This is a genomic window from Protofrankia symbiont of Coriaria myrtifolia, from assembly GCF_900634755.1.
In the GTDB taxonomy this organism is placed as follows: Bacteria; Actinomycetota; Actinomycetes; order Frankiales; family Frankiaceae; genus Protofrankia; species Protofrankia coriariae.
Genome location: NZ_CAAAFS010000238.1, coordinates 1 through 22,492, shown reverse-complemented (window position 1 = coordinate 22,492; position 22,492 = coordinate 1). Strand labels below are relative to the sequence as shown.

Sequence of the window (22,492 nt, the reverse complement as noted above, 5' to 3'; positions counted from 1 at the left end):
GGTGGCGATGATGGCGAGGGCGCCGGTGGCGGGGGCTGCGAAGTCGGCGCGCAGCCGGTCGGCGGTCTGGCGGCTTTCGGCGCTGGCAGGCAGGACACGGTCGTCAGGGACGCCGAAGGTGACGTGCAGGAAGGGGACACCGAGCAGGAGCAGGAGGGCGAGGGTGGGGATGGCGGTGCGGGCAGGGTACCGCCAGGCCACGGCGGCGACCCGGCCGACCGCGCTGAGGCCCCTGGTTCGGCCCCTGGTTCGCGTCGAGCGACGGCGCCAGGGCAGTGGCCAGCGTTCGATCCGGCCCCGCAGCAGGAGCAACAGGGCCGGCAGGATGATCAACGCCCCGACCAGGGTGATCGCCACGACCGCGACGCCGGCGAAGGCGAACGAGCGCAGGAAGTACTGTGGGAAGACCAGCAGGCAGCACAGGGCCGCGGCGACGGTGGCGGCGCTGAACACGATCGTCCGGCCGGCGCTGCGCATGGTCGCGTCCAGGGCTGCGACGGTGCCGTAGTGGCGTCTGCGTTCCTCGCGGTAACGAGAGATGAACAGCAGGCAGTAGTCGATGGCGAGCCCGAGCCCGAGCGCGGTGGTGAGGTTGACCGCGAACACCGAGACCTCGGTGAGAGTGGCCAGGATCGCGAGCGCGCCGAGCGTCCCGATGATCGACAGAATACCGATGATCAGCGGGATGCCCGCCGCGACCACGGTGCCGAAGACCACCAGCAACAGGGCGAGAGTGACCGGGATGGCGATGGATTCGGCCCTGGCCAGATCCTTGGTGACCTGCGTGTTGATGTCGTTGTTGATCTGGGTGAGCCCGCCGAGGGAGACGGTGACACCGTCGGTGGGGCCCTCCGCCCGGGTGAACAGGTCGTGCAGCCGTCCGGTGTGCTCGGCGCTTTCGTCCTGGTCACCGTCGACATGGGCGACGATCAGGCCGACGTCGCCGGAGCGGCCGCGCAGCTCGGCCACGGGCGTCTCCCAGTAGGAGGCCACCACCTGCAGGCCCGGCTCGCGCCGCAGCGTGGCGGTGACGTCCTGTCCCTTCGTCCGGACCGCCGGCGTCTCGACGCCGGCGGTGGAGCCGATCAGGACGACCAGGTTCGGATCGGCCGAGCCGAACCTGTCCAGGAGGGTCTGCGTGCCGCGGACCGAGTCCGAGCCAGGATCGTCGAATCCGCCGGTCTTCATCCGGCTGACCGCCCCGACGCCGACGATGGCGGCGAGGATCGTCACCACCACCGTGACGAGCAGGATTGTGCGGGGACGGGTGACGATGGCGCGCAGCAGCCGGCTGCGTATCCGCGGGCGTACCCGTGGGTGGACGGCGGGGCCGCGCCCCACGCCTCGCGGCAGGGGGACCCGGGGCCGGTGCCGTCCGGTGGAATGAGGCTCGTGGAGCTGGGATTCCGGCGATGAGCCACCGTGCGGTGGTGACGTCTTCATCGCGGTGAACCATCCTTCCGGTCCGGGCGGAGCGTGTCCTCGGCCCAGCCGGCCGCGACCACGGTGCCCAGCGCGCCGCCCGTCATGCTGCCCGGCGCACTGTCACCGGGGCCGGGAATCCGGCCGGTACCGGTGCCACCCCGGTTCTCCCGACTGTTCCGATGGTGTTGGTTCCCGAGCCGCGAACGGCTTCGCGCGGTATCGCTGAACTGCCCTCCTGGCTGCTGCGGCAGGCACCGGAAAAGATCTCCGCCGGCCGCTTCCGGAGATGAGGAGGCAAGCTCGACGATCGCGACTTCGTTCACCAGAATTTTCCCCGACGATTGGTTTCTGCTGAGTGCTCGTGCCGATGGTAGGGCAAAACCTCGGCGTGGCATCGGTGCGGACCTCCCCGTCGATTCGTCGCCATTACCCACGCCGGTGGGCACCAGCCGCTTTTCGGTACCGGACGTCGCCGCCCGTCCAGAGACGGGCAAACTGTCTATATCAGTTGTGTGATTTATCTCCGGTGATGTTCCGGGGATTCCACTGACGGGCTTCCGGCCGGTTCTTCCATGGCCGTGTCACGGCCCGGGCCCGGCCATGGGCCGTTCGGTGAACAGGGATTCGTACCGGCTCTGGAACCAGCGCGCCACAAGGTGGGCCGGTGTGTTCTACCGGACACTGGCCACGGGCGTTTGTGGCCGCCCAGTATGGTTGGTGGCCGAACCACCGAAAGGGCCGACGGTGAGCGGATCATGATTCTTTCGCGCCCAGGGATTCGGGAGGCCCGGCCTCCGGTCATACGAGGAGAGGCCATGACGACCCGGTCCACCCTCACGGCTGGCGGATCCGGGCGGCAGCTTGCGACGGTCTTCCTGCTGATGCTCGTCGTCGGGGCTGTTCTCGGCGGGACGGCCAGCTATCTGACCACGAAAAGTGCTCAAAACAGCGATTCAGGTGACATCATCATCGATACCGCTCCTGAATCACTGCCAAGTGCGACAGCGGGTGTGTCGACAGCGCCCGTTGGCGCGGGCGTCGTCCCGGTCGCCGGTGTGTCACCGGACACCGTCCCGGCCGCCCTGGCCTCGCTGGCCGCCAGCACGCCGGGCTCGAGCGCGCCACCCGGTGAGCAGCCCGCGGGCCAGGGCGCGGAGCAGGGCGCCACCGCCGTGGGCGGCCGTCCGACCGGTGGCCCGGACGTGCCGGGACCCGCCTCGGCGTCCCCGACGCCCGCTCCTACGAGGCGGCAGCCGACGCCGGGCCCGGCGACCACCGCGCCCGAGCCGGCCAGCACCACCGCGGCGCCTGGGCCGGTGCCGTCGTCCGCGGAGCCGACGCCGGTTCCTCCGCGGCCCAGCCGGTGACGTGTTCTGACGGTCCAGAACCAATTTCTGACAGCAAGGAATAATTTCTGACGGTCAGGGGTCAGGGACCGGGCCCGTTCCAGCTGTTTCCGCCGATACCGGGCCCGTTCGATATCCTGCAGATTTTCCAGCACAGTAAAATCGGGAACATAGATGCTGTGACGATGGTCGGGCCAGGCCGATACCCCGACTGGTCGGACCGGCGGCCCGGATATGCCGCGCCGGTGCCGGCGCACGGTATGCTCCGGCTCGCGGCCGGGTTGCCGCATCCGCCGCCGCATCCGGCAAAGGGGCGCAGACTTCCTTGGAGCACGTTGACGGCAGTTTCGTGGGCGGGCCGGCCGGGAATGTCCACGACATGTCGGCGGTCCCGGGATGCCGGCCCCGCGGCAGCAGGCGGGACAGTTGCCGGTGGGGAGCTTCACGGGCTCCCCGGACCCGGCAGCCGTCCGGCCCCCGGCCAGTCATGTGGAATGCCCGGAGACGGCCTTTTCTCAGGAACAACGTGAGACATGTCAGAACGTCCTGACCGGTTTGCCATCGATGTGCCGCCACGTCTTCTCGTCGGACTGGGCGGCGGTATTCTTTTGCTTGTTGTCCTTGCTTTTGCCGAGTCGCTGGATCTGCTTGCGTTCGCCGCGGTCCTGAGTTATTTGGCAATCTACCTGTTTTCGTTCGTTCTGCTGCGCCCGCCCCCGGAGCGGGACGTGGAGCCGGCGCCGGTCAGCACCCGCCGGCAGTCCACCGATAATCGTGACCAGCCATCCTGAGGCGAATCCGCCTGGCACCGCTCGAACCTGTTGCCGGGTCAGGCCGTCTCGTTGGCCAGTCGTACGAGTGCTCCGCCGGCGCGCATGAGGTCTGTCAGGTCCTGCTGGTCCAGCTGCCGCAGCCGCCGGAAATACCAGCCGTCGACGATGTCGCGTGAGCGGGCGACCGCGGCAAGGCCTTCGGCGGAGATCCGCACGATGAACTGCCGGCCGTCGTACTCGTCGTGTTCCCTGATCACCAGGCCGCGTTCGGCGAGAGTCGCCAGCGCGCGGGTCATCGATGGTTTGCGTACGCCTTCCAGATGCGCGAGCTGTGTCGGGGTCAGCGGGCCCAGCCGTTGCAGTGTGGACAGGGCCGATATCAGACTGACCGGAAGTGCCTGCGGATCCCGTTGTCGTTCGGCCCGCTGTGCGCGCGCAAGTCTGGTTATCGACGTTCGCAGCGCGGTCACGAATGCCGGGTCGATACGGCTGCCTTTGTCGTTCTCGGGTAGGCCTGAATCCCCGTCGACGGCCGGGGACGGCCGGCGTCCCACGGGCGGCGGACTGCTGGTTGACTGCACGGGCACGGTCATTGCCCCATGGTAACGATGGTCCGGCCCGCCGGCGGGCCGAGAGCACCTTCCCGGCGGGACGGCCGTGACATTCCCGGATCCAGGATTTTTCGCGCCGATAATGCCCTGGGTCACGACAGTCGGCCAGGCGATATGGCGACAGTGGTATCCAGGGGAGATTCCATGGTTACTGGTCGCCGTAAACCAGCGGAATTCACTGGTATCCGTAGATGGCCGCTACTCTTCATCGGATTACGCATGGTCCGGTCACCGCTGTTCCAGAAGCCAGGCCAGGGCGCCCGGGAAACGGCCCGGGGAACCTTCTCGGTCGCTGCTGGTTCATGCTGTGCTGGTTCATGCTGTGCCGGTTCACAGCGCGCCGTCGTGGTCCGCGGTGGGCAGGGTCCGCCGCCGGTCGTGGCGGTCCCGGACCCGCTGGTAGATCTCCAGGGAGAGGTTGAGAACGAGGCGCCCCTCATGGGCCGAGCGGCGGAAGGTGTCGGACTGGATACCGAAAAGGCGGGCGGCCCGTTCTCGGCGCTGGTCAAGGGTCAGACCGAGGGTGCCCGGCCACAGGCACAGCATGATTCCGATTGCTTCGCTGTGCGGCTGTTCCATGGCGGCGACGGCGGCGGTGAGCATCCGGTGCGCGCGCAGCGCCCGGTCGTGGATGGCCTGCCGGGGCATGCCCGCCTCGGCGGGCCAGACCAGGTCGACGAACTCCGGAGCGTATGTGATCAGCTCGGCGGGACGGCCGCCGCGACGGAGCACCCGGATGAGTTGATTGTGAATTTGTTGTGCTGTTGCTGTTTCCATCGTGTGATTTGGCCATTCCTTTCCGCGTAGCCGGTCTGGTAGCTACCAGTTTTCTGTACCAGTTCGCCGCGCGGCAGGTGTTCGGGGGACTACGTCGGCCTCCCGGCTACCAGTTTGATGCCATTCTCGTGTCGGTTTCCGTCCCGACGATCGACTTGGGATCTGCCAGACACAGGCGCTGCATTCTGCCACGGCGCTGATGTTCACTGTTCCGTGACAGGCAAATCCTGCCCCAGCGGGTGTCGCCGGTGACGCTGTCCAGCGAAGCCGTCGAGCCGTGCGTCGCTCGTCATGGCAGCCGCCTCGAACAGGAAGTGATCCCCGGAAATGATCTCAGGCAGCGATCTGAAGGGCTGGCGATGACAAACTGTGACGATTCCAGGTCCGGATGCTCACGGAGGCGGGGCAGGCGTATCCGCCCCGTGGACGCTGTGGGCACAGTGGATGCCGTGGATGCCGTGGATACAGCGGACGCCGTACCGTGGCCGGAAGGAGTCGAAATGACGGCCGTACCGCTGTCGCGGCAGTTGTCGCGGCAGCCGGCACGGCGGCCGTCGTCCGGGCCCGCGGCGGAATCACCGCCATCGCTGTACGCGGCGGTTCTCTTCGGCGGGGACGACCGGTCGACCGTCACGGAGGTGGTGATCCTGTTTGAAAGCGCCGCCGCTGCCGACGGGTATGCCATGGAATGCGGCTGGGACGACTATGCTGTCGGTGCCGTCCGTTTCCATCTTCCGCCGCGGATCCGCAGGATCCGGTGGGTGGCGTGAAAAGGCCGCTGAATCGATCGGGCTGGTGGCCCGCCCACGCGGTGGTGCGGAACGGGTTTACACCGGGGCGCGGCAGGCGGAGATGAACTGGGTCAACGCCTCCACCCGGTCCGATGGTGCGTCGACGGCGTGCCTGATGACCCGGATCAGATGTTCGTAGGCGTCGGTATGGTCGTATCGTGCGGTGTCCGCGATCCGCAGCGCCCACCGCCAGTAGCCCTTGATGGTGTCCGCCAGTGGCATCCGGAAGTTCGCTATCACGTCCCGAATCGGTTCCACGACGGCGTCGCCATACCGGATCAGATATCGCTCCAGCATGTCTGCCATGAACGAGAAGTGACGGGCCTCGTCCCGGCTGAGCCGGTTCAGGATCTCCGCGAGAACCGGCTCGTCGATCACGGCGCGGAGTTGCTGGTAGTAGAGCTGCGTCGCTTTCTCCTGCACGAGGGTGTAGGTGAACAGCGAGACCGGACTGTCGAAGGGCAGGATGAACCTCCGCCGGCCTTCCTCGGCGAGCTCGAGACGCAGCCGTTCGGGTTCGGCGAGCCCGGAGGCCACCTGATAGCGGAAGAGAGCGCGGGCATGAGTGTCCTCCTCCTGCGCCCAGCGGACCGTGAAGTGGTACAGCTCCCGGTTACGGACGAAGTCCGCCGGGTCGACATCCTCGTCGAGGGGGAAGAACCGGTTGTAGAGAGCGAAGTAGCCGGGAAGGTGGTCCTCGATCAGAGTGACGAAACGGACCGCGGACCGTTGCCCCTCGGTCAGTCTCCCGCAGTCCGCACTGCTCCAGTCGAAGTCGCCCTCCACGTCGAAGCGGCGTGCCGATGGCGAGGCAGCCATGAACGAGGTGACCGCATGCTCGATGTCGGCGGCCGGCAGGAGCCGGCTCACATCCTGTTCGGACGGCGCTGCCGCCGGGGTTCCGTCCACGACGGTCATCGATCCTCCCACCGCTTGTCCAACATTCCTGCTGGCCCGACAGACGGCCACCGGGCCGGGGCGGCGACAGTGTCGCAGGTCGGGGAATATGCCCTGGTCCAGCAGGCCGGAGTGCCCCTGACAAAGGCCCAAAGGCGCCGTGATCGTGCTTTTTTCACGCCCGGTACTCCGTCATCGTGCCTTCCGGCACGTCAGGGCGTAGTGTTTGGTGGTGTAACCCCACCCGGCGTTGGCGATCTCCAGGTAGCGTTCGAGTTCGCCGGCAAGACCCGGTCGGATCCGTTCGATGTCGTCGGTGGCGGAGCGGACGTTCGTCAGTCAGTCATCGATCGTGCGGCGGTAGTCCGCGGTGAGGTCGTCCAGGCCGACGATGGAGAATCCGGCGTCCTCGGCGTCCTCGGCGTCCTCGGCGTCCTCGGCGTCCTCGGCGTCCTCGGCGTCCTCGGCGCCACGGACCAGGTCGGACAGCGGGCGCATGTCTCCCCAACCGAAGATTGTTTCGCCGACGAACCGGGTGCCGGCGCGACGGTGGAATGCCCCGTGCGCGGCCGCGTTGCGAAAGCAGCTTTCCGACACGTAAAGGGTGCCACCGCGACGCAGCAGTGTCCGGGCTCTCGCGAACACGGCGGTCAGATCGGGCATGTGCACGATGGATCCGAGCATGGTCACCGCGTCGAAGCTGCCGGCAGGCAGGTCGATCTCCTCGAAATGCCCCTGCCAGGTGCTGACCTGGTCGGCCACGCCGAGTTCACGGGCCCGGCCGCTGATGTAGGCGTGCTGGCGGGCCGCCGGGCTGATGCCGGTTGCCCGGCAGGCGTGTTCCCGCGCCATGAACAGCAGCAGGGAGCCCCAGCCGCAGCCCACGTCGAGCAGCCGCTCGCCGCCTCGCAGCCCCAGGCGCTCGGCGACGAAGCGCAGCTTGTTGATCTGAGCGTCCGCCAGGGTGTCCGTCTCGGACCGGTACAGCCCGCAACTGTACTTGCGCGACGGGTCGAGGAAGAGGCCGAAGATCTCCGGGTCGAGGTCGTAGTGCTGGTTGGTGTCGGCGAGGGCGGTGTCCGTTCTCGAGCCCGTGATCGTCGTCATGACGGATCCGGTGTGAGGACCTTCGCCACCACCAGCGCGATGTCGTGGACGGAGGAGATGCCGAAGACGTCTTCGTCCTCCAGTTCGATGTCGAAATGCCGCTCGATTCTGGAGATCATCCGGAGTACCTTGACCGAGTCAGCCCCCTCGATCGAGCGGAGGTCGGTGGCCGGGGCCACGCTGTTGGCGGCGAGGCCGAGTTCGCCGGTCACGATGTCGGTGACAACAGCGACGATCTGTTCATGAGTGACGGACAATTTTGCTCCAAAACATATTTTGCCCCACAGCACAGGGTTGCTGACGGCGCGAAAAGGATGGTCACGCGATCTCTGGCCGGATCTGTCCCGCTGGCCAGACCGGCCGGACCGGATACGGCCGGTGTCATACCAGTGCTTCGGCCAGCGCGCGCCGGATACGCGCGTTGCTGGCGAGGTCCAGACCGGTCAGGGCGCCGAAGGCCCGGCGGATCTTCACCTGGAGGCGGTCGAGTTCGCCGGCACCGCCGACCTTGGTCAGGAAGAACTCGAAGCCGGTATCTATCGTTTCGTGCTCGCGCAGTTCTGGCAGCTCGCTTTTGAAGGCGCTCACCGGATGCCTGATCCGTGTGTCGGAGGTGTACACATAGAGCGTTTCGAGCACCGACGGCAGCTCCCGCGGATGTGCGGCCAGCCGCCTGCGGGCGAAGTAGATGAACTCGCGGGCGTGGGCTGCCTCGTCCCGGCTGGCGTCCCGCATGATTGTCCGCAGCACTGGTTCGGCCACCCAGTCCGAGACGGCCCGGTAGATGTGGTTCACCGTCAGTTCCGAAATGATATTTGTCGCGAGGGTGGCGGCCGGTGTCGTGCCGGGCGCGTACGGTTCCCGCATCGCTTCGACCGGAGCCGCGTCGATGTGGACGTCCAGAGCTTTCAGCCAGGCCCGGAACGCGTAGTGGTGCTGAAGCTCCTGAAAACCCCAGATCGCCACGAACGCGGAGAAGTCGTAGTCATCGACGAATTCGTTGAAAAAGCCGTGCTGGGCGGCTATCGAGTTCGACTCGCCCATCACCGCGCTTTTCGCCAGCGTGACGTAGTCGGGGTCGACCAGGTCACGATCGATCTCGTCGAACGGCAGGTCGGCGAGTTGCCACTGATGACGTTCGTACTGGCGGAAGACATCGTAACTGTGCATCGGCTTCCTTCGCGGACTTCGCGTGCGGGCTGCTGCGGGCTTCAGGGCCGGGTCGGCCCGGGCTGCCCGCGCGGGGGTCACGGGCGTGCGGGCTTCGTGGCCGGAGCACATCGGGCTGCTACATCGGGCCCTGTTACATCGGGCTCTGTTGCGTTAAGCCCTGTTACATCGGGCTCTGTTGCGCTGGAGAACTGGGCGGCGGGCCCGCGATGTCAGAGCGGGGACTTCCATGATTGTTCGCGGATGGCCAGGCGTTGGAACTTGCCACTGGATGTGCGGGGGAGCGTGCTCGGGGGCACCAGGTGTACCGCCAGGTCGGACAGGCCGAGTGTTCCGGTGATCTGGGCGCGCAGGTCACCGGCGAGCCGGTCACGCGCGGCCGGGTCGTCGAGACTCGTCTCCGCGAGCAGAATGATCACTTCCGTCCCGTCGCCGTCGCTTCCGTCGGCACCCTTGCCGCGTCCGTCTCGGCCGCCGTCACGATCGCTGTCATGGGTGCGGCCGGCAACGGCCACGCAGCGGCGCTTGAAGACCCCAGGGATGTCGCGGGCGATGCCTTCGACGTCCTCGGGGTAGAAGTTCGTCCCATGAACGATGATCATTTCCTTTGTTCGTCCCGTGACGAACACGTCGCCATCCAGCCGGAAGCCGAGGTCTCCGGTGCGCAGCCAACCGTCCGCGGTGAAGGTGTCGTCGTCGGTCCCCTCCGCCAGCAGATAGCCGGACGTCACCGGATCCCCGCAAATCTCGATCTCGCCGACCTGTTGGTCGTCGACGGGCAGCCTGCCGGCATCGGGGCCGGAGAGCCGCAGGTCGACTCCGCGTACCGGCTGGCCCACAGCGACGACGGCCCGCGCGTGTGGATGCCCGGGGGGCACCTGCCAGACGCGCCCGGCGTTGGCCAGCAGGTCCCGGTCGACCCAGACCGACACCGGCGGCCGGCCCAGCGGAGGAAAGGTGACCGCCAGCGTCGCCTCGGCCATCCCGTACACCGGGAACATCGCCTCAGGGGCGAAACCGGCCGGCGCGAAGTGTTCCAGGAACCGTTCGACCGACGCCAGGGCGACGGGCTCGGCACCGTTGAAGGCGACCCACCAGTGCCGCATGTCCAGCCCCGCCACCTCCAGCGGGGGCACGGCCGCGACCAACTGGTCGTAGCCGAAGTTGGGAGCGGGGGAGATCGTCGCCCCGGACGCCAGGAACTGGCGCAGCCATCGCGCCGGGTCCTTGACGAAGGACGCGGGTGACCACACCGTCATGGGGACGTTGCGCAGGATCGCGGACAGGGTCGCGAACAGGCCCATGTCGTGGAAGAGGGGCAGCCAGCTCCCGCCTCCGTCACCGTCCCGGCCGAGGGCGATCCCTTCACTGATCGCCTCGATGCCCGCGAGCGTGTTGGCGTGGGTAAGCCGGACCCCCTTGGGAGCGGCGGTGCTTCCCGAGGTGAACTGGACGATGGCCATCTCGGCCGCGTCGACCAGGGGCAGCCGCCCGGACGGAGGCGCGGCTGCCAACAGATCGCCGGCGCAGACGAAGGCCACATCGCCCACGGCGCCGTCGAAACGGCTGGCCAGCCCCCGGAAGCGGGAGGAGACGATCACATCGCGGATGCCCGCGACCGACACGATCCGCGCCAGCCGGTGCGCGTGCCCCGCCAGATCCCAGGCCGCCGTGGGCAGCGGCAACGGGCAGGCCGCCGCGCCGGTCCTGGTGATGGCGAACAGCGCCTGGAGGAATTCGGGCGCGTTCTGGCTGAAGATTCCGACCCGGCTGCCAGGCCCGATGCCTGCCGCGGCCAGCGAGCGCGCCATCACGCGGGTGGAGTCAGCGAGCTCACCGAGGGTGATCGACGCCGGCTCGGACGGGAAGTCGACCCGGGTGTCCCTGCCGTGGGCGGCGACCCGGTCAAGCGCATCGTGCAACGTGCTGGTGACCATGCGGCCTCCCTCTGTCCACGAAGAGTCGGCCGTCGCCTTCTTCGCGCCGTCGCCTTCTTCTCGTCGCCGTTTCTTCGTGTCGCCGTCTCCGGTGACCATCGGTTGGGATGTGCGCACTGGGTGGCCAGTGGGCGAATCGCGCCCGGTGTGCCGTGAACGCCGTCATCGGCAAAATTGTTCGGCGGCGTGCCGAAGGCCGTCAATGGTTATTTTCCGATCGTATCGATCCATTCGGGAAAGCTATCGGACGAGGGCGGATCCGATGGTTCGTGGGCAGGATTCCCACATCATTTGTCGTCGCTTCGTGCTTCGTTCACCACCGAGCCGTGGCGGGCTGGACGAAAGCTGGGGAAAGCGGCCGGTGAACGTCCCGCCGTAATGTGTCGGACGCCGCTCAGGCGGTGGCCGAACCGCTGCCGGTCCGCTGCCGGTCTGACCCGCCACGAAGACTCTGACCCGCCACGAAGACAGCGGACAGAGCATCGCCAAGGACCGTTGGGATGCCGAGGACCGTTGAGAACGGCCCTCGCCTCCGCCCTGCCGGGTGCTGTGAACTCCACGGCGCTGCGGGCCTGCGTCACCGCGGGGCGATACCCGCCGAAGGGGTTCCAGGCCGCAGACCGCTGACGAGCGTCGCGCCGGCTCCTGGACGGATGTCCACGGTGCCGGGGTCTGCCAGGCGTACCCGACGCACACCCCGCGGCCGGGGCACGGCATCCCAGCGGCACACCCGGCCTGGTGAGCGGCGATGAAGGCCGGACGAAGGCCGTGAGCAGTAACGATAAGCGTTCGTGATCGTACGTCTGGAAGTTGCTCGTTGCCAGGGACGCGGGCTGCCAGCAACATCGCTGGAACCGGGGGGAACCGTGCGCCCCCAATTCCCAAACTCCAAAGTTCCCCGACGGCATCACGAAGATCCACGCACTGCGCCGTCGGAGCGCCTCGGCGCACCACACCACACCACACCAGTACTCCGGGGTCCCTGGATTCCGGTATTCCAGAAGATCGGATATTCCACAGATGCATCTCACCGTCCTCGGCTGCCGTTCGGGAATGCCTTCCGGTGGCCAGGGCAGTTCGGGTTATCTCGTGAGCACCGACAGCACCAGGATCCTGCTGGACTGCGGTCCCGGTGTGGCGCTGGCGCTCAGCTCGATAGGGCATCCAAAAATGTTGGACGCGGTAGTGATCAGCCATTTCCATCTGGACCACTGCTACGATCTGCTGCCGATCGGAAAAACTCTCCTGAGCCGGCACGCGCGGTATGGCGCGTCTTTCCCCACCCTGCCGGAGATCCGGGACGCCGCTGACGCCGCCCTGCTCACGCCGATCCCGCTCTATGTGCCGGCTGGTGGGCGCGCGACCCTGCGCAAGCTTGCGGAGCTTTTTCCGGTGGCGACCATTCCGCTGCTGGACAGGGCGTTCGACCTCGCCTTCGACGTACGGGAGTACGTCCCGGGCGAGAGTTTCACGGTAGGTGACTGCACGATCGGCATGCATGCGCTGCGGCACGCCATCCCCAACTGCGGTGTCCGGCTGGACGGCCCGACGGGCAGCCTCGCCTACACCGGCGACACCGGTTGGACCGACGCGTTGATCCCCCTGGCCCGCGACGTGGACCTGCTGCTGGCCGAAGCCACCCTGGAACTCGCCGACAACGGGCCGCACGGTCATCTGTGCGCCACCGACGCCGGTACCGCGGCGGCCGAGGCAGACGCCGGGCAACTCGTCCTGACCCATTTCATCTCCGCCGACTCGCGGTGGCTGGCGGCCCGGCAGGCCGACGCCCGCCAGGTCTTCGCCGGCCCGGTGCACATTGCCGCACCGGCCGCCCGGTTCGACACGTGGATTCCCAGGGGTATTCTCGGATGATTCCCGGGACCGCCCGCGGCCGGCCCCGCGCCGGCCAGCCCGTGCTGCCGGCGGCTGCGCCTCCGGCCGATGTCCCGGGAGGCGGACGTGGCTGACGATGCCCGGTCCGTCGGCCGGCGCCCGTCGCCGGTGGAGATCTCGGTGGTGTGGTGCGATTTCGGCGGTGTGCTGACCTCCCCCATCCCGGAGGCGTTCGACCGGTTCGTGGCCGCGGCGGGGGTGCCGGCCGCGGACCTGCGGTCGGCCATCGACGCCGTCGCCGGCGAGCGCGGCATGCGGATGATCGAACCGCTGGAACGCGGGCTGATGACGCAACACGAGTGGGGCCTGCGGGTCACCGCGGCGCTTGCCCCGGAGTGGACGCCACGGGTCGATCTGACCCGTTTCGGCGACCACTGGTACGAGGGGCGACGGATGAACAACGCCCTGCTCGGCTGTTTGGCCGACTGCCGGCGCCGGGGGCTGCGGGTGGGGCTGCTGACGAACAGCGTGGCCGAGTGGGAACCGCACCGCGCGGCGCTGATGCCCGACGCGGGCGTGTTCGAGATGATCATCAACTCCCACGAGATCGGGCTCCGCAAGCCCGACCCGGAGATCTACCAGTTGGCTGAGGACACCTTCGGCGCGACGCCGCGGCAGTGCCTGCTCATCGACGACACACCGGTCAACTGCGCCGCCGCCCAGGCCCGCGGCTGGCAGGCGATCCTGCACAGCTCACCAGAACAGACCCTGGAGCACCTGGCGCGATTGTGACGGTAGGTGTCCCACCCGCACCGTGGCAGGGTGGACAGTCGGCTACTGCGCGTTTCGGGCCGTGTCCACGGGCTGCAGCAGGCAGGTGCTCGTTCCGTGGGCTATCAGCTTTCCGGCGGGGTCGGTGACGCGCGCTTCCGCGAGCGCGGTCCGTCTGCCGACGTGGATCGCCAGACCCTCACAGGTGAGCTGGTCCGCGTCCAGTTTCACCGACCGGACGAAATTGACCTTCAGCTCGAGCGTGGTGTAAAGAATCCCGTCGGGGAGCCTGGTGAAGACCGCGCTCCCCATGGCGGTGTCCATGAGGGTCGCGAGAACTCCGCCGTGCACGGTATACATCGCGTTGGCCGTGGCTGGTGAGGGCGCGAGCGTGTAGACCGTCCGGCCCTCGTCCACCGACTCGAGGGTGATACCGAGTGAGTGGCCGACCCCGATTCCGGCCTGTAGACCGTAATCCAGCAGCTGCCGTAGTTCCCGAATGCGGTTCTGCGCGGCGGACTCCTCCCGCGTGCCGTTCACCTGCACAGGCTCGCCCTCCTCTGTCTCCCACCGCGCTTTTGTCTCCGGGTGCTCCGTCTGCTGTATGTCGGCCGCGGTATTCCGCATGTCGCCCGTGCACGGCCCCGGCTCGTCCCGCATCCGGGACGCTCGTCATCGGACGATACGCCGACATCCGCTGGAACAGGACCACGGAACGGTGGACCGCTGGTGAACGTTCTGTTGCCCCACAGTGGGTGAACGGGCTTTTCCATTTTCCCGGATTTTCATTTCCGAGAACGGAGCTGTCCGGAAAGCGGCATGGACGGCTGTTCGGCCGGCGGGATATTCCTGGCCGCGCCGGCCGGCGCCGGTCACCGGCCCAGCCGGCGCTACCCGCACCTGCCTGGATCAACCCGCCGTCGCTGGCAGCCGGGCAGCCGGGCGACGCCCCAGAGCAGAACACTCAGTAGTTTCTACAAGATTTCGTCTCGTTGATGTCGACAGGTTCCGCCGCCGTGAGCTGGCAGTCGAACCGGCTGAGTGCCGTGGATGCCCGTTCGCTACCCGACAAGGCCGGCTACCCGGATGTGTCGCCTCTGGTCAGAGCCCGGGCATCCTTCATCAGAAGGAACAGATGGAGCGGATGGGTGGGAGACGGTTCAAACCCGAAATACAGGTAGAACTGCCGAGCCTGGTCGTGCAGCGCGTGTACGAGCAGGGCTCGCACACCGACGATCTCCGCTGCCGCGACGGTGCGGGTGATCGCGTCGCGTAACAGATGGGCGCCCAGACCCCGGCCCTGTTCCTTGACGTCGACGGCGAGACGCCCCAGCAGAATGACCGGGACGGGATCGGGCATGCCCTGGCCGATGCGTCGGCTGGTGTCCAGCCGCTGTACAGCTCCGGTAGCCAGGGCGTAGTAGCCGACGACACGTCCGTCACGGCACGTGACAAAGCAGCGGGAGGCTCCCGCTGTCTGGTTACCCAACGCCCGTCGGCGCAACCAGTCGTCCAGTGAGGACTCGCCGCTGTCAAAGGTCGACAGGTCATCAGCCGCGGCGATCGGCCTGGGTGCGGAGTAACCACTCACTCAAAGATCGACTTCTCGGTGAACAGGCGTTCCAGGCGCGGTTTGCGGGTAACCGGACGATCCAGAATGGTGAGGAACTCCGTCCATGCCTCGCTCCCCAGTGTGAACAGGCGCTGGTCTGCCAGGACGTCCTTGGCCCTGGCTACGGCCGCATTCACGGTGAACTCGGTGACGGTCGAGCCTTCGACCTCGGCTGCCGCGCGGATCAGCGCATCCTGCTCTTCAGGCAGGCGCACAGCGATGCGGGAACTTTTGATCATCGTCACGTCCTGAGTGTGCGCCTGGTAGGCGTACGAGTCAAGGAGGTGTGGCTTACAGGTGGAACGGAAATCCCTGACGGCAGGCCGGTGACGGTGGGCTGGTCGAGGTCACGCGACGCTCGGCTGCTGTGGCTCCGCCGTGGGTACGGCCCGGCTGGCGTGATCGCCCCGTTCGCGTAGCACGATCACCGTCACGACGGCACCGGCCAGCGCCCCGGCCGCGGCGACGATGAAGGTGACGTTCATCGAGGTGACGGCATCACCCCGCTGTGGCGAGAGGACACCCGCGAGCGCCACCCCGAAGACGGCCCCGAACTGCCGGAACGTGTTCATCGCGCCGGACGCGGTACCGGCGAGATCGGCCGGTACCGAGCTCATCATCGCCTGGATAGCGACCACACCGCTGGACAGGGGTATGCCGGCGCCGAGCAGCACCAGCGCCCATCCGTAGGTGAAATAGCCGCCCGCCTCCTCGACGAGGGTGAGTCCGCCGAGCCCGGCCGCCACGAGGAGCAGGCCCAGGAGCATGGTCGTGCGGGTCCCGAGCCGGGCCACCACGGCTGCCGCGCCCATCGAGGCCACGCCGAGGAACCCGGTGAGCGCCAGGAAACGCACCCCGGTTTCCACCGGTGACAGGTGCCGGGTCTCCTGGAGGTACACGGTCAGCAGGAACAGCACCGCATACATGCCGAACAGGCCGAGGAAGTTCACGACGCAGGCCACGGCGACCGCGGGAACGCGCAACAGGCGCGGCGGGAGCATCGGGTGTGGGCAACGGATCTCCCACAGCACGAAGAGCGTCAGGATCACGGCGCTGCCGAGCAGGAGCCCGAGGATGACGGGCGAGGACCAGCCGAAGCGGCCACTTTCGATCATCGCGAACGTCAGTGATCCGCTACCGAGCACGAACAGCGTCTGCCCCACGGTGTCCGGCCGGCTGGCGGCTTCCCGGTTTCTCCGGACGCCGCCGGCCGGTGCCGTGCCGGGCAGGCCGTCGTGGCGTTCGTCGACGGCCCGGCCGTTCGGGGACGGCCGGCGGGGAGGGGACGAGGGCAGGGTCCAGGACAGGCCGGCGAGCGCCACCACGCCGATCGGCAGGTTGATCCAGAACATGCTCTCCCAGCCGGCTGTCTGGACCAGCAGCCCGCCGATGATCGGTCCGAGTGCCACCGCCGTACCGGCGACGCCACCCCACACGCCGATGGCACGGGTCCGTTGCCTCGGGTCCGCGAACAGTTCGGCGGTGACCGCGAGCGACAGCGGTACGATCGCTGCCGCGAACACGCCCTGGCCGCCGCGCGCGGCGATCAGTATTCCCGGGCTCGGGGCGAGCGCGCAGGCCACCGAGCAGGCAGTGAAGCCGGCGGTTCCGGTCAGCAGGGTCGCCTTGCGACCGAAACGATCGCCGACCGATCCCGCGGTCAGCAGCAGACAGGCAAAGCCCAGGGTGTAGGCGTCCAGGAGCCACTGGGCGGCGGTGACGTCGGCGTGGAGATCGGCGCGGATCGCCGGCACGGCGACCGGAGTGATGCTGGCGTCCAGATAGACCACGAAGGTCGCCACGCAGACGAGCGCGAGCCGGATCGAAGGACTGTCGCGGCGCGACGTCGAAGCGGGTGTTCCGTCTAGCCTCATGAAAACATCCCCCTGCCGGTGGTCATCTCATGACGTGTGGCATGCGGCACTCGCGGTGGGTTCCAGAAATCGGTCGTACGATAAGATCCGACATTTTTCGTGGCTGGTCGTACGTGCACGAAGCTGTTCCGCCAGTGTAATATCCGTGTGTGCGCGGACGAGTCGAGATTGCCAGGTGGTAAACGTCACGGCAACGTTCCGGTAAATGTTCGCCAAGTGGCTGGCCAAGAGAATACGCCGACATCGTCGCTACCGATCGTCTCCGCCGATCGGGTGATTGGGTCTGCCAAATCGACGTTGACACCATCCCGACAGGTTCACATACTAACTGAGGTGCCCGCCGATGCCCGGCCCCAGGTTCCCGATCCGTCATCCAACCGGCCGGCCACGGGAGTGCTGTGAACGGGTGAAGTTTTTGTGACGGCTTTCGTGGTGGTGTTCGTCGGGGATTTTCTTCGTATTCGTGCCCGTCCGTATCCCGGCGTCGCCGGTGAGTTCTCGTTTCTCGACATCGGAAATCGTCGCCGCGAGTAGGTGGTTTATATGCAGCAGTACAAGTCCGGGGACGGCGTCGTTCTTCCCGGGGATCGGGGCCTCTCCCTCATCCTGGACGAGGGCGTCCGGCTGGCCCCGGACCGCCCGGTGCTGAGCTGGCAGAACGCCGCCGGCTGGCAGGACGTCAGCTACCGGCAGTTCGCCGACCACGTCCGGGCCGTCGCCAAGGTGCTGCTGGCGCACGGGGTCGCGCACGGTGACCGGGTGGCTGTGCTGGGACGGACCAGCTACGAGTGGGCCGTGGTGGACTTCGCGGTGCTCAGCATCGGCGCGGTCACGGTCCCGATCTATCCGACGGCATCCGAGCAGCAGGTGCGCCATCTGCTGGTCGACTCCGCGGCGAACTGGTGCTTCACCGAGACCGAGGAACAGCGGGTCCAGCTCGACCGGATCGGCGGGGCGGCCCTGCGCGTCGGCGCCTGGCCGCTGGCGGCGGTCTGGGCCTGGCGGGACGCCGACCAGGACGGGCCCTGGGACGCCGAGTTCGACGAGCGCCGCGCCAAGGTACGCGCCGACGACCTCGCGACGATCGTCTACACCAGCGGTACCACCGGCATGCCCAAGGGATGCATGCTCACCCACCGCAACCTGTACGCGTCCTCCGCCAACACCGTCGAACACACCGGTGACCTCTTCCGCACCGCCGACGGGGAGCAGGCGGCGACCCTGCTGGGCCTGCCGCTGTCGCACGTCTTCGGCCGGACCATCCTCATCGCCTGCCTGTACGGGGGCACCCGGACCGGCCTGGTGGCGGGCATCCCGGAGCTGATCGGGCAGTTCCCGGTGTTCCGGCCGAGCTTCCTCGCGCTCGTGCCGTACGCGTTGGAGAAGATCCGCAAGCGGGTGCGCGTGCCCGCGGCCGGCGGGGCCGGTGCGGTCGACGCCGAGGCGGAGCGGGTCGCGATCGAGTTCGGCCTCGCCAGCGCGCGCGGGCTGCCGGTCGACGACAGCCTGCGCACCACGCACGCCGTGTTCGACGAGCGGGTCTACAGCCGGGTACGGGCCTCCTTCGGTGGCCGTTTCCAGGATGTGATCTGCGGCGGCGCGTCGCTCGACGACTCGACCGCGGCCTTCTACGGCGGGGTGGGGGTGCGGATCCTCAACTGCTACGGGCTGACCGAGGCCGCGACGGCGGTGACGGTGAACGTTCCGGCCACCAACCGGATGGGCAGCACCGGGCGCCCGATCCCGGGCACCACGGTGGCGATCGCGGACGACAGCGAGCTGCTCATTCGCGGCCTCAACGTCTCGCCGGGGTACTGGAAGGGAAGCCCGCAGCCCACCGACCGGGACGCGACACAGGGCGGTGAGGGCCCGTGGCTGCACACCGGCGACCTCGGCCGGCTGGACGACGACGGTTTCCTCTACATCACGGGCCGCCGCAAGGAGATCCTGGTCACCAGCGGTGGCAAGAACGTCGCGCCCGCTCCGCTGGAGGACCGCGTCCGGCTGCATCCGCTGGTGAGCAACTGCATGGTGGTGGGTGACGGGCGGCCCTTCGTCAGCGCGCTGGTGACGATCGACCCCGCCGCGCTCGCCGGCTGGAAGGCGAGCCGAGGGCTTGCCGCCGACGACGACTCCTGGAGCCATGACCCCGAGCTGCTCACGGAGATCCAGATCGCGGTGGACGACGTGAACAGCCTGGTCTCGCGCGCCGAGTCGATCCGGGCGTTCCGGGTGCTCTCGAGCGACTTCACCGTGGCCGCCGGGCATCTGACGCCATCGATGAAGCTGCGCCGTAACGTCATCGAGGCCGAATTCGCCGCGGACATCGCGGCGGTGTACGGCTGACCGCTTCCTCCTCCCTCCTTCCCCTCCTCCCGCTCCCTCCTCCCACCATCCGGTGAACTGGTGGAGAATTCTCCACGTATTTTTTCGGGCGTTCTTCCGTACCATTCCCGGATTATGGGTTGATTGTGTCGTCCGATCGGACGATGTGTCTCGGCAGTAGTTGTTGACTGTCGTTCCGACAGTTGTGGAAAATCGATTCGTACCACTGCCGTGTGTAATATCACCGCGGGCTTCGCCGGGTTCACGACAGGAGCACACTACTCATGTACGACGTCATCGTTGTCGGTGCGCGCTGCGCCGGTTCACCTCTGGCGCTGCTGCTCGCCAGGCGAGGCCACCGGGTCCTTGTCGTCGATCGGGCAACCTTCCCGAGTGACACCGTCTCGACGCACTACATTCACCAGACCGGCCTTGCCCGGCTGCGGGACTGGGGCCTGCTCGACCGCCTTGTGGCGTCGGGCGTCCCGCCGATAAGAAACCTGATCATGTCCTACACCGGCATTCACATCGAGGGCTTCGCCGACCCGATCGAGGGCATCACCGAGGTCTACTCCCCACGGCGCACCGTCCTGGACAGCATTCTCGTCGACGCGGCACGCGCGGCCGGCGCGGAGATCCTCGAGGGGTTCACCGTCCAGGATGTGATCTTCGAGGACGGCCGGGCGGCCGGTATCCGGGGCCAGTTCGGCGACGGGCCGGAGCAGGAGTTCCGCGGGTCGTTCGTCGTCGGCGCGGACGGCCGGAACTCGACGATCGCGGACAAGGTCGGGGCTGACTTCTACCGGGTGGTCCCGGCGAGCTGCTTCGTCTACTACTCGTATTTCAGTGGCCTGGACTGGGGTTTCCAGCACCGGACCGGCTTCAACGAGCAGCAGATAGGCACGTGGCCGACCAACGACGGTCTGAACCTGCTGTCCCTGCTACGCCGGCGGGAGCACTTCAGCGCGTTCCGCACCGACGTGGAGAACAACTTCCACGCGGTGTACGACGAGGTCGTCCCCGAACTCGGTGAGGAACTGCGGGCGAAGGGGAAGCGGGAGGAGAACTTCCGGGTGATGCGTTACCCGGACAACTACTACCGCCGCTCCAACGGGCCGGGCTGGGCGCTGGTGGGGGACGCCGGATACCACAAGGACCCGTTCACCGGCTGGGGAATCACCGACGCCTTCGTGTATGCCCAGCTCCTGGCGGACCACCTGCACGAGGGGCTGGCCGGCGAGCGCCCGATCGACGAAGCGGTGGCGGAGTACGCCAGGCTCCGCGACGAGCGGAGCAAGAGCACCTTCGAGTTCACCTGCATGATTTCCGAACTCCTCCCGCTGCCCCCCTTCTTCGACTCCGTACTGCGCGCCGCGAGCCAGAGCCCGGAATACACGAAGAAGTTCTACGGGATGATCGGCGGGGGCATCCACAGCGAGGAGTTCTTCGCTCCGGGCCACCTGGAGAAGCTCTACGAAGAGGTTGGGACGCCGCGGGACAAGCGGCTGCTCACGGCCGCCTGACCGCTTCTCGCCCATATCTGCCGACATTCGCCTGTATCGTTCCGCACCTGCCCCGCTTCTCGATCACCAGGTGCCCTGGTACCGGGGGCCAGGGGAGCGGGGAGCCGGTGAACCGGGCGGCGCGGCAGGAGGAGAACGCGCCGCCCGCCGCCCCTGCGGCTGCGGCGCCGACACAGACCAGGAGCGTGCCCAGCCGTGAACGCCGCACCCACCGCACTCACCGCACCCGCCGCGGGCAGCGCGTCCGCCGCGCCCGGCGCGGACAGCAGCCCGCGGCGGATCGCCGAACGCACGAAGGCGTTCGTCCAGGAACATGTCTTCCCGGTCGAGCGGGAGATCATCGTCGACGGGCGTCCGATGGACGACGCGCTGCGGGTGCGGCTGCAGGAGGAGGCACGTCAGGCGGGGGTCTTCGGCCCGCTGTCGCCGGTGGCCTACGGCGGGCTCGGCCTCGACACCCGTGCCCTGGCGCACGTGCTGGAGGCCGCCGGCGCGAGCCTGATCGGCCCGATCGCGGTGAACGCGTCCGCCCCGGACGACGGCAACATCCACCTGCTCGCCCACCTCGCCACCGCTGAGCAGGCGCGGCGGTACCTGGAACCGTTGGCGCGCGGTGAGGTCCGCTCGTCCCTCGCGGTGTCCGAACCGTCCCCGGGGGCGGGGTCGGATCTCACGATGCTGCGCACGACCGCCGAGAAGGCCCCCGGCGGCTGGAAGATCAACGGCGTGAAGCACTTCGTCACCGGAGCCGACGGGGCGGCGTTCAGTATCTGCATGGCCGCCACCGCCGGCGGCGGCGCGACCATCTTCCTGGTGGACCAGGACAACCCGGGGCTCACCGTCGGCCGCCGCATGCCGACGCTGGACCACAGTGCCCCGGGCGGTCACTGCGAAGTGACCTTCGACGACTGCTTCGTACCCGACGACGCCGTGCTCGGCGAGGTCGGGAAGGGCTTCGAGCAGATCCAGGCACGGCTGGCCCCCTCTCGCATCATGTTCTCGATGAGCTGGCTGGGGGTGGCCATCCGGGCGCACGAGATGGCGGCGGCGCGGATCGTCGGCCGCGAGGCGTTCGGGGCGGCGGTCGCCGGCCACGGGATGGCCCAGGCCCACGTCGCCGACAACGAGATCGACATCGCGGCCGCCCGGGCGCTCGTCCACTCGACAGCCGCCGTGATCGACGAGCGTGGTGCGCTCAGCGGCGCCGCGCGCCACGCGTCCGCGATCACCAAGACCTTCGTGTCGGAGGCGGTCTGGCGGGTACTCGACCGCGTGGTCCAGCTCTACGGCGGGCTCGGTGTGTGCGAGGACGAACTGGTCGCCCGCTTTCTTGTCGAGGCGCGGGGTTTCCGGATCTACGAGGGCCCGTCCGAAGTGCTGCGCTGGTCCATCGCCCGCCGGGTGCTGCGCGCTTACCGATGAGGCCGGTCGACATCGCCGGTGGCGCGGACAGCCGGCGGCGCGGGTGTCTTCTCTCCTGCCCCGCGCGCTCCTGCCCGCACGGTGACTTCACCTCTTTTTCCGCCGCTTCCGGTAACCGGTTCGGCATCTGTTCACGGGCCGGTAGGAAAAAAGTGTTGGGATGGCAGACGTAACTAGTAGACTGTCGCTGCTTAGTTCTGGTGTGTCTTGTGTCTGGGTGAGAGGGTTGGGTCTGGCAGGTCTCCCCGTCCCTCTGCCGGTCAGGACTGTGTCGTGGGTTCGCAGAAGAAGTGGCCGG

The 22,492-nt window shown here is 67.9% G+C and carries 19 protein-coding genes and 1 pseudogene; 8 read left to right on the top strand and 12 right to left on the bottom strand.

Annotation, left to right across the window (positions count from 1 at the left end):
* The coding region (locus CM1CMNOD_RS13405) for an MMPL family transporter (protein ID WP_165490471.1) at positions 1–1,443 on the bottom strand (1,443 nt) is incomplete at its 3' end.
* A gap of 797 nt (positions 1,444–2,240) precedes the next feature.
* Here CM1CMNOD_RS13405 and CM1CMNOD_RS13400 point away from each other — a divergent pair.
* Positions 2,241–2,792: a hypothetical protein gene (locus CM1CMNOD_RS13400; RefSeq protein WP_013874145.1), complete on the top strand. Its 552-nt coding sequence runs from the start codon at positions 2,241–2,243 to the stop codon at positions 2,790–2,792.
* A gap of 512 nt (positions 2,793–3,304) precedes the next feature.
* Positions 3,305–3,562 carry a hypothetical protein gene (locus CM1CMNOD_RS13395; RefSeq protein ID WP_013874144.1) on the top strand — a complete coding sequence of 86 codons (258 nt, stop codon included), beginning with the start codon at positions 3,305–3,307 and terminating at the stop codon, positions 3,560–3,562.
* A gap of 38 nt (positions 3,563–3,600) precedes the next feature.
* On the opposite strand, the gene CM1CMNOD_RS13390 is transcribed toward CM1CMNOD_RS13395, so the two are convergent.
* Both CM1CMNOD_RS13390 and CM1CMNOD_RS13385 read right to left on the bottom strand, forming a co-directional pair.
* Complete coding sequence (locus CM1CMNOD_RS13390; protein ID WP_157491025.1) at positions 3,601–4,125, bottom strand: MarR family winged helix-turn-helix transcriptional regulator; 525 nt, start codon at positions 4,123–4,125, stop codon at positions 3,601–3,603.
* Positions 4,126–4,485: 360 nt separating this feature from the next.
* A complete protein-coding gene (locus CM1CMNOD_RS13385) occupies positions 4,486–4,932 on the bottom strand; it encodes a hypothetical protein (RefSeq protein WP_013874142.1) in 447 nt (148 codons plus the stop codon).
* 500 nt (positions 4,933–5,432) lie between these two features.
* On the opposite strand from CM1CMNOD_RS13385, the gene CM1CMNOD_RS13380 reads away from it, so the two are divergent.
* Complete coding sequence (locus CM1CMNOD_RS13380) at positions 5,433–5,702, top strand: hypothetical protein (protein WP_013874141.1); 270 nt, start codon at positions 5,433–5,435, stop codon at positions 5,700–5,702.
* A 57-nt stretch (positions 5,703–5,759) separates the two neighbouring features.
* Here the strand turns inward: CM1CMNOD_RS13380 and CM1CMNOD_RS13375 are convergent, their stop codons facing one another.
* The 5 genes and pseudogenes from CM1CMNOD_RS13375 to CM1CMNOD_RS13355 all read right to left on the bottom strand — a co-directional run bounded on the left by CM1CMNOD_RS13375 (position 5,760) and on the right by CM1CMNOD_RS13355 (position 10,834).
* Positions 5,760–6,641, bottom strand: coding sequence for an acyl-ACP desaturase (locus CM1CMNOD_RS13375; protein ID WP_013874140.1), 882 nt, complete (start codon positions 6,639–6,641; stop codon positions 5,760–5,762).
* Positions 6,642–6,812: 171 nt separating this feature from the next.
* Positions 6,813–7,727: pseudogene (locus tag CM1CMNOD_RS13370) on the bottom strand (SAM-dependent methyltransferase).
* Positions 7,724–7,984, bottom strand: a complete 261-nt coding sequence (locus CM1CMNOD_RS13365) for an acyl carrier protein (protein ID WP_013874139.1) — start codon at positions 7,982–7,984, stop codon at positions 7,724–7,726. The pseudogene CM1CMNOD_RS13370 and the gene CM1CMNOD_RS13365 overlap by 4 nt, the downstream one beginning before the upstream one ends.
* 124 nt (positions 7,985–8,108) lie before the next feature.
* Positions 8,109–8,897 carry a ferritin-like domain-containing protein gene (locus CM1CMNOD_RS13360; protein WP_013874138.1) on the bottom strand — a complete coding sequence of 263 codons (789 nt, stop codon included), beginning with the start codon at positions 8,895–8,897 and terminating at the stop codon, positions 8,109–8,111.
* 212 nt (positions 8,898–9,109) lie between these two features.
* Entirely contained in the window at positions 9,110–10,834 is a 1,725-nt protein-coding gene (locus CM1CMNOD_RS13355; protein WP_013874137.1) for an AMP-binding protein, read from the bottom strand.
* Positions 10,835–11,854: 1,020 nt separating this feature from the next.
* On the opposite strand from CM1CMNOD_RS13355, the gene CM1CMNOD_RS13350 reads away from it, so the two are divergent.
* Both CM1CMNOD_RS13350 and CM1CMNOD_RS13345 read left to right on the top strand, forming a co-directional pair.
* On the top strand, positions 11,855–12,706 hold the full coding sequence (locus CM1CMNOD_RS13350) for an MBL fold metallo-hydrolase (RefSeq protein WP_013874136.1): 852 nt from the start codon (positions 11,855–11,857) through the stop codon (positions 12,704–12,706).
* Positions 12,707–12,793: 87 nt separating this feature from the next.
* Positions 12,794–13,459 (top strand): HAD family hydrolase, encoded by a 666-nt coding sequence (locus CM1CMNOD_RS13345; RefSeq protein ID WP_013874135.1) that lies wholly within the window; start codon positions 12,794–12,796, stop codon positions 13,457–13,459.
* A gap of 42 nt (positions 13,460–13,501) precedes the next feature.
* Here CM1CMNOD_RS13345 and CM1CMNOD_RS13340 read toward each other — a convergent pair whose 3' ends face one another.
* From CM1CMNOD_RS13340 to CM1CMNOD_RS13325, 4 genes are all read right to left on the bottom strand, one after another.
* Complete coding sequence (locus tag CM1CMNOD_RS13340) at positions 13,502–13,984, bottom strand: PaaI family thioesterase (protein ID WP_043606559.1); 483 nt, start codon at positions 13,982–13,984, stop codon at positions 13,502–13,504.
* Between the two features lie 532 nt (positions 13,985–14,516).
* Complete coding sequence (locus CM1CMNOD_RS13335; protein WP_013874133.1) at positions 14,517–15,029, bottom strand: GNAT family N-acetyltransferase; 513 nt, start codon at positions 15,027–15,029, stop codon at positions 14,517–14,519.
* On the bottom strand, positions 15,026–15,289 hold the full coding sequence (locus CM1CMNOD_RS13330) for a DUF1778 domain-containing protein (RefSeq protein WP_013874132.1): 264 nt from the start codon (positions 15,287–15,289) through the stop codon (positions 15,026–15,028). The genes CM1CMNOD_RS13335 and CM1CMNOD_RS13330 overlap by 4 nt, the downstream gene beginning before the upstream one ends.
* 108 nt (positions 15,290–15,397) lie before the next feature.
* On the bottom strand, positions 15,398–16,924 hold the full coding sequence (locus CM1CMNOD_RS13325) for an MFS transporter (RefSeq protein WP_013874131.1): 1,527 nt from the start codon (positions 16,922–16,924) through the stop codon (positions 15,398–15,400).
* Between the two features lie 543 nt (positions 16,925–17,467).
* On the opposite strand from CM1CMNOD_RS13325, the gene CM1CMNOD_RS13320 reads away from it, so the two are divergent.
* The 3 genes from CM1CMNOD_RS13320 (at position 17,468) to CM1CMNOD_RS13310 (ending at position 22,194) form a co-directional block, all read left to right on the top strand.
* On the top strand, positions 17,468–19,270 hold the full coding sequence (locus CM1CMNOD_RS13320; protein WP_013874130.1) for an AMP-dependent synthetase/ligase: 1,803 nt from the start codon (positions 17,468–17,470) through the stop codon (positions 19,268–19,270).
* A gap of 263 nt (positions 19,271–19,533) precedes the next feature.
* A complete protein-coding gene (locus CM1CMNOD_RS13315) occupies positions 19,534–20,772 on the top strand; it encodes an NAD(P)/FAD-dependent oxidoreductase (RefSeq protein ID WP_013874129.1) in 1,239 nt (412 codons plus the stop codon).
* A gap of 195 nt (positions 20,773–20,967) precedes the next feature.
* Complete coding sequence (locus CM1CMNOD_RS13310) at positions 20,968–22,194, top strand: acyl-CoA dehydrogenase family protein (protein ID WP_013874128.1); 1,227 nt, start codon at positions 20,968–20,970, stop codon at positions 22,192–22,194.
* The last annotated feature ends 298 nt before the right edge of the window (positions 22,195–22,492 follow it).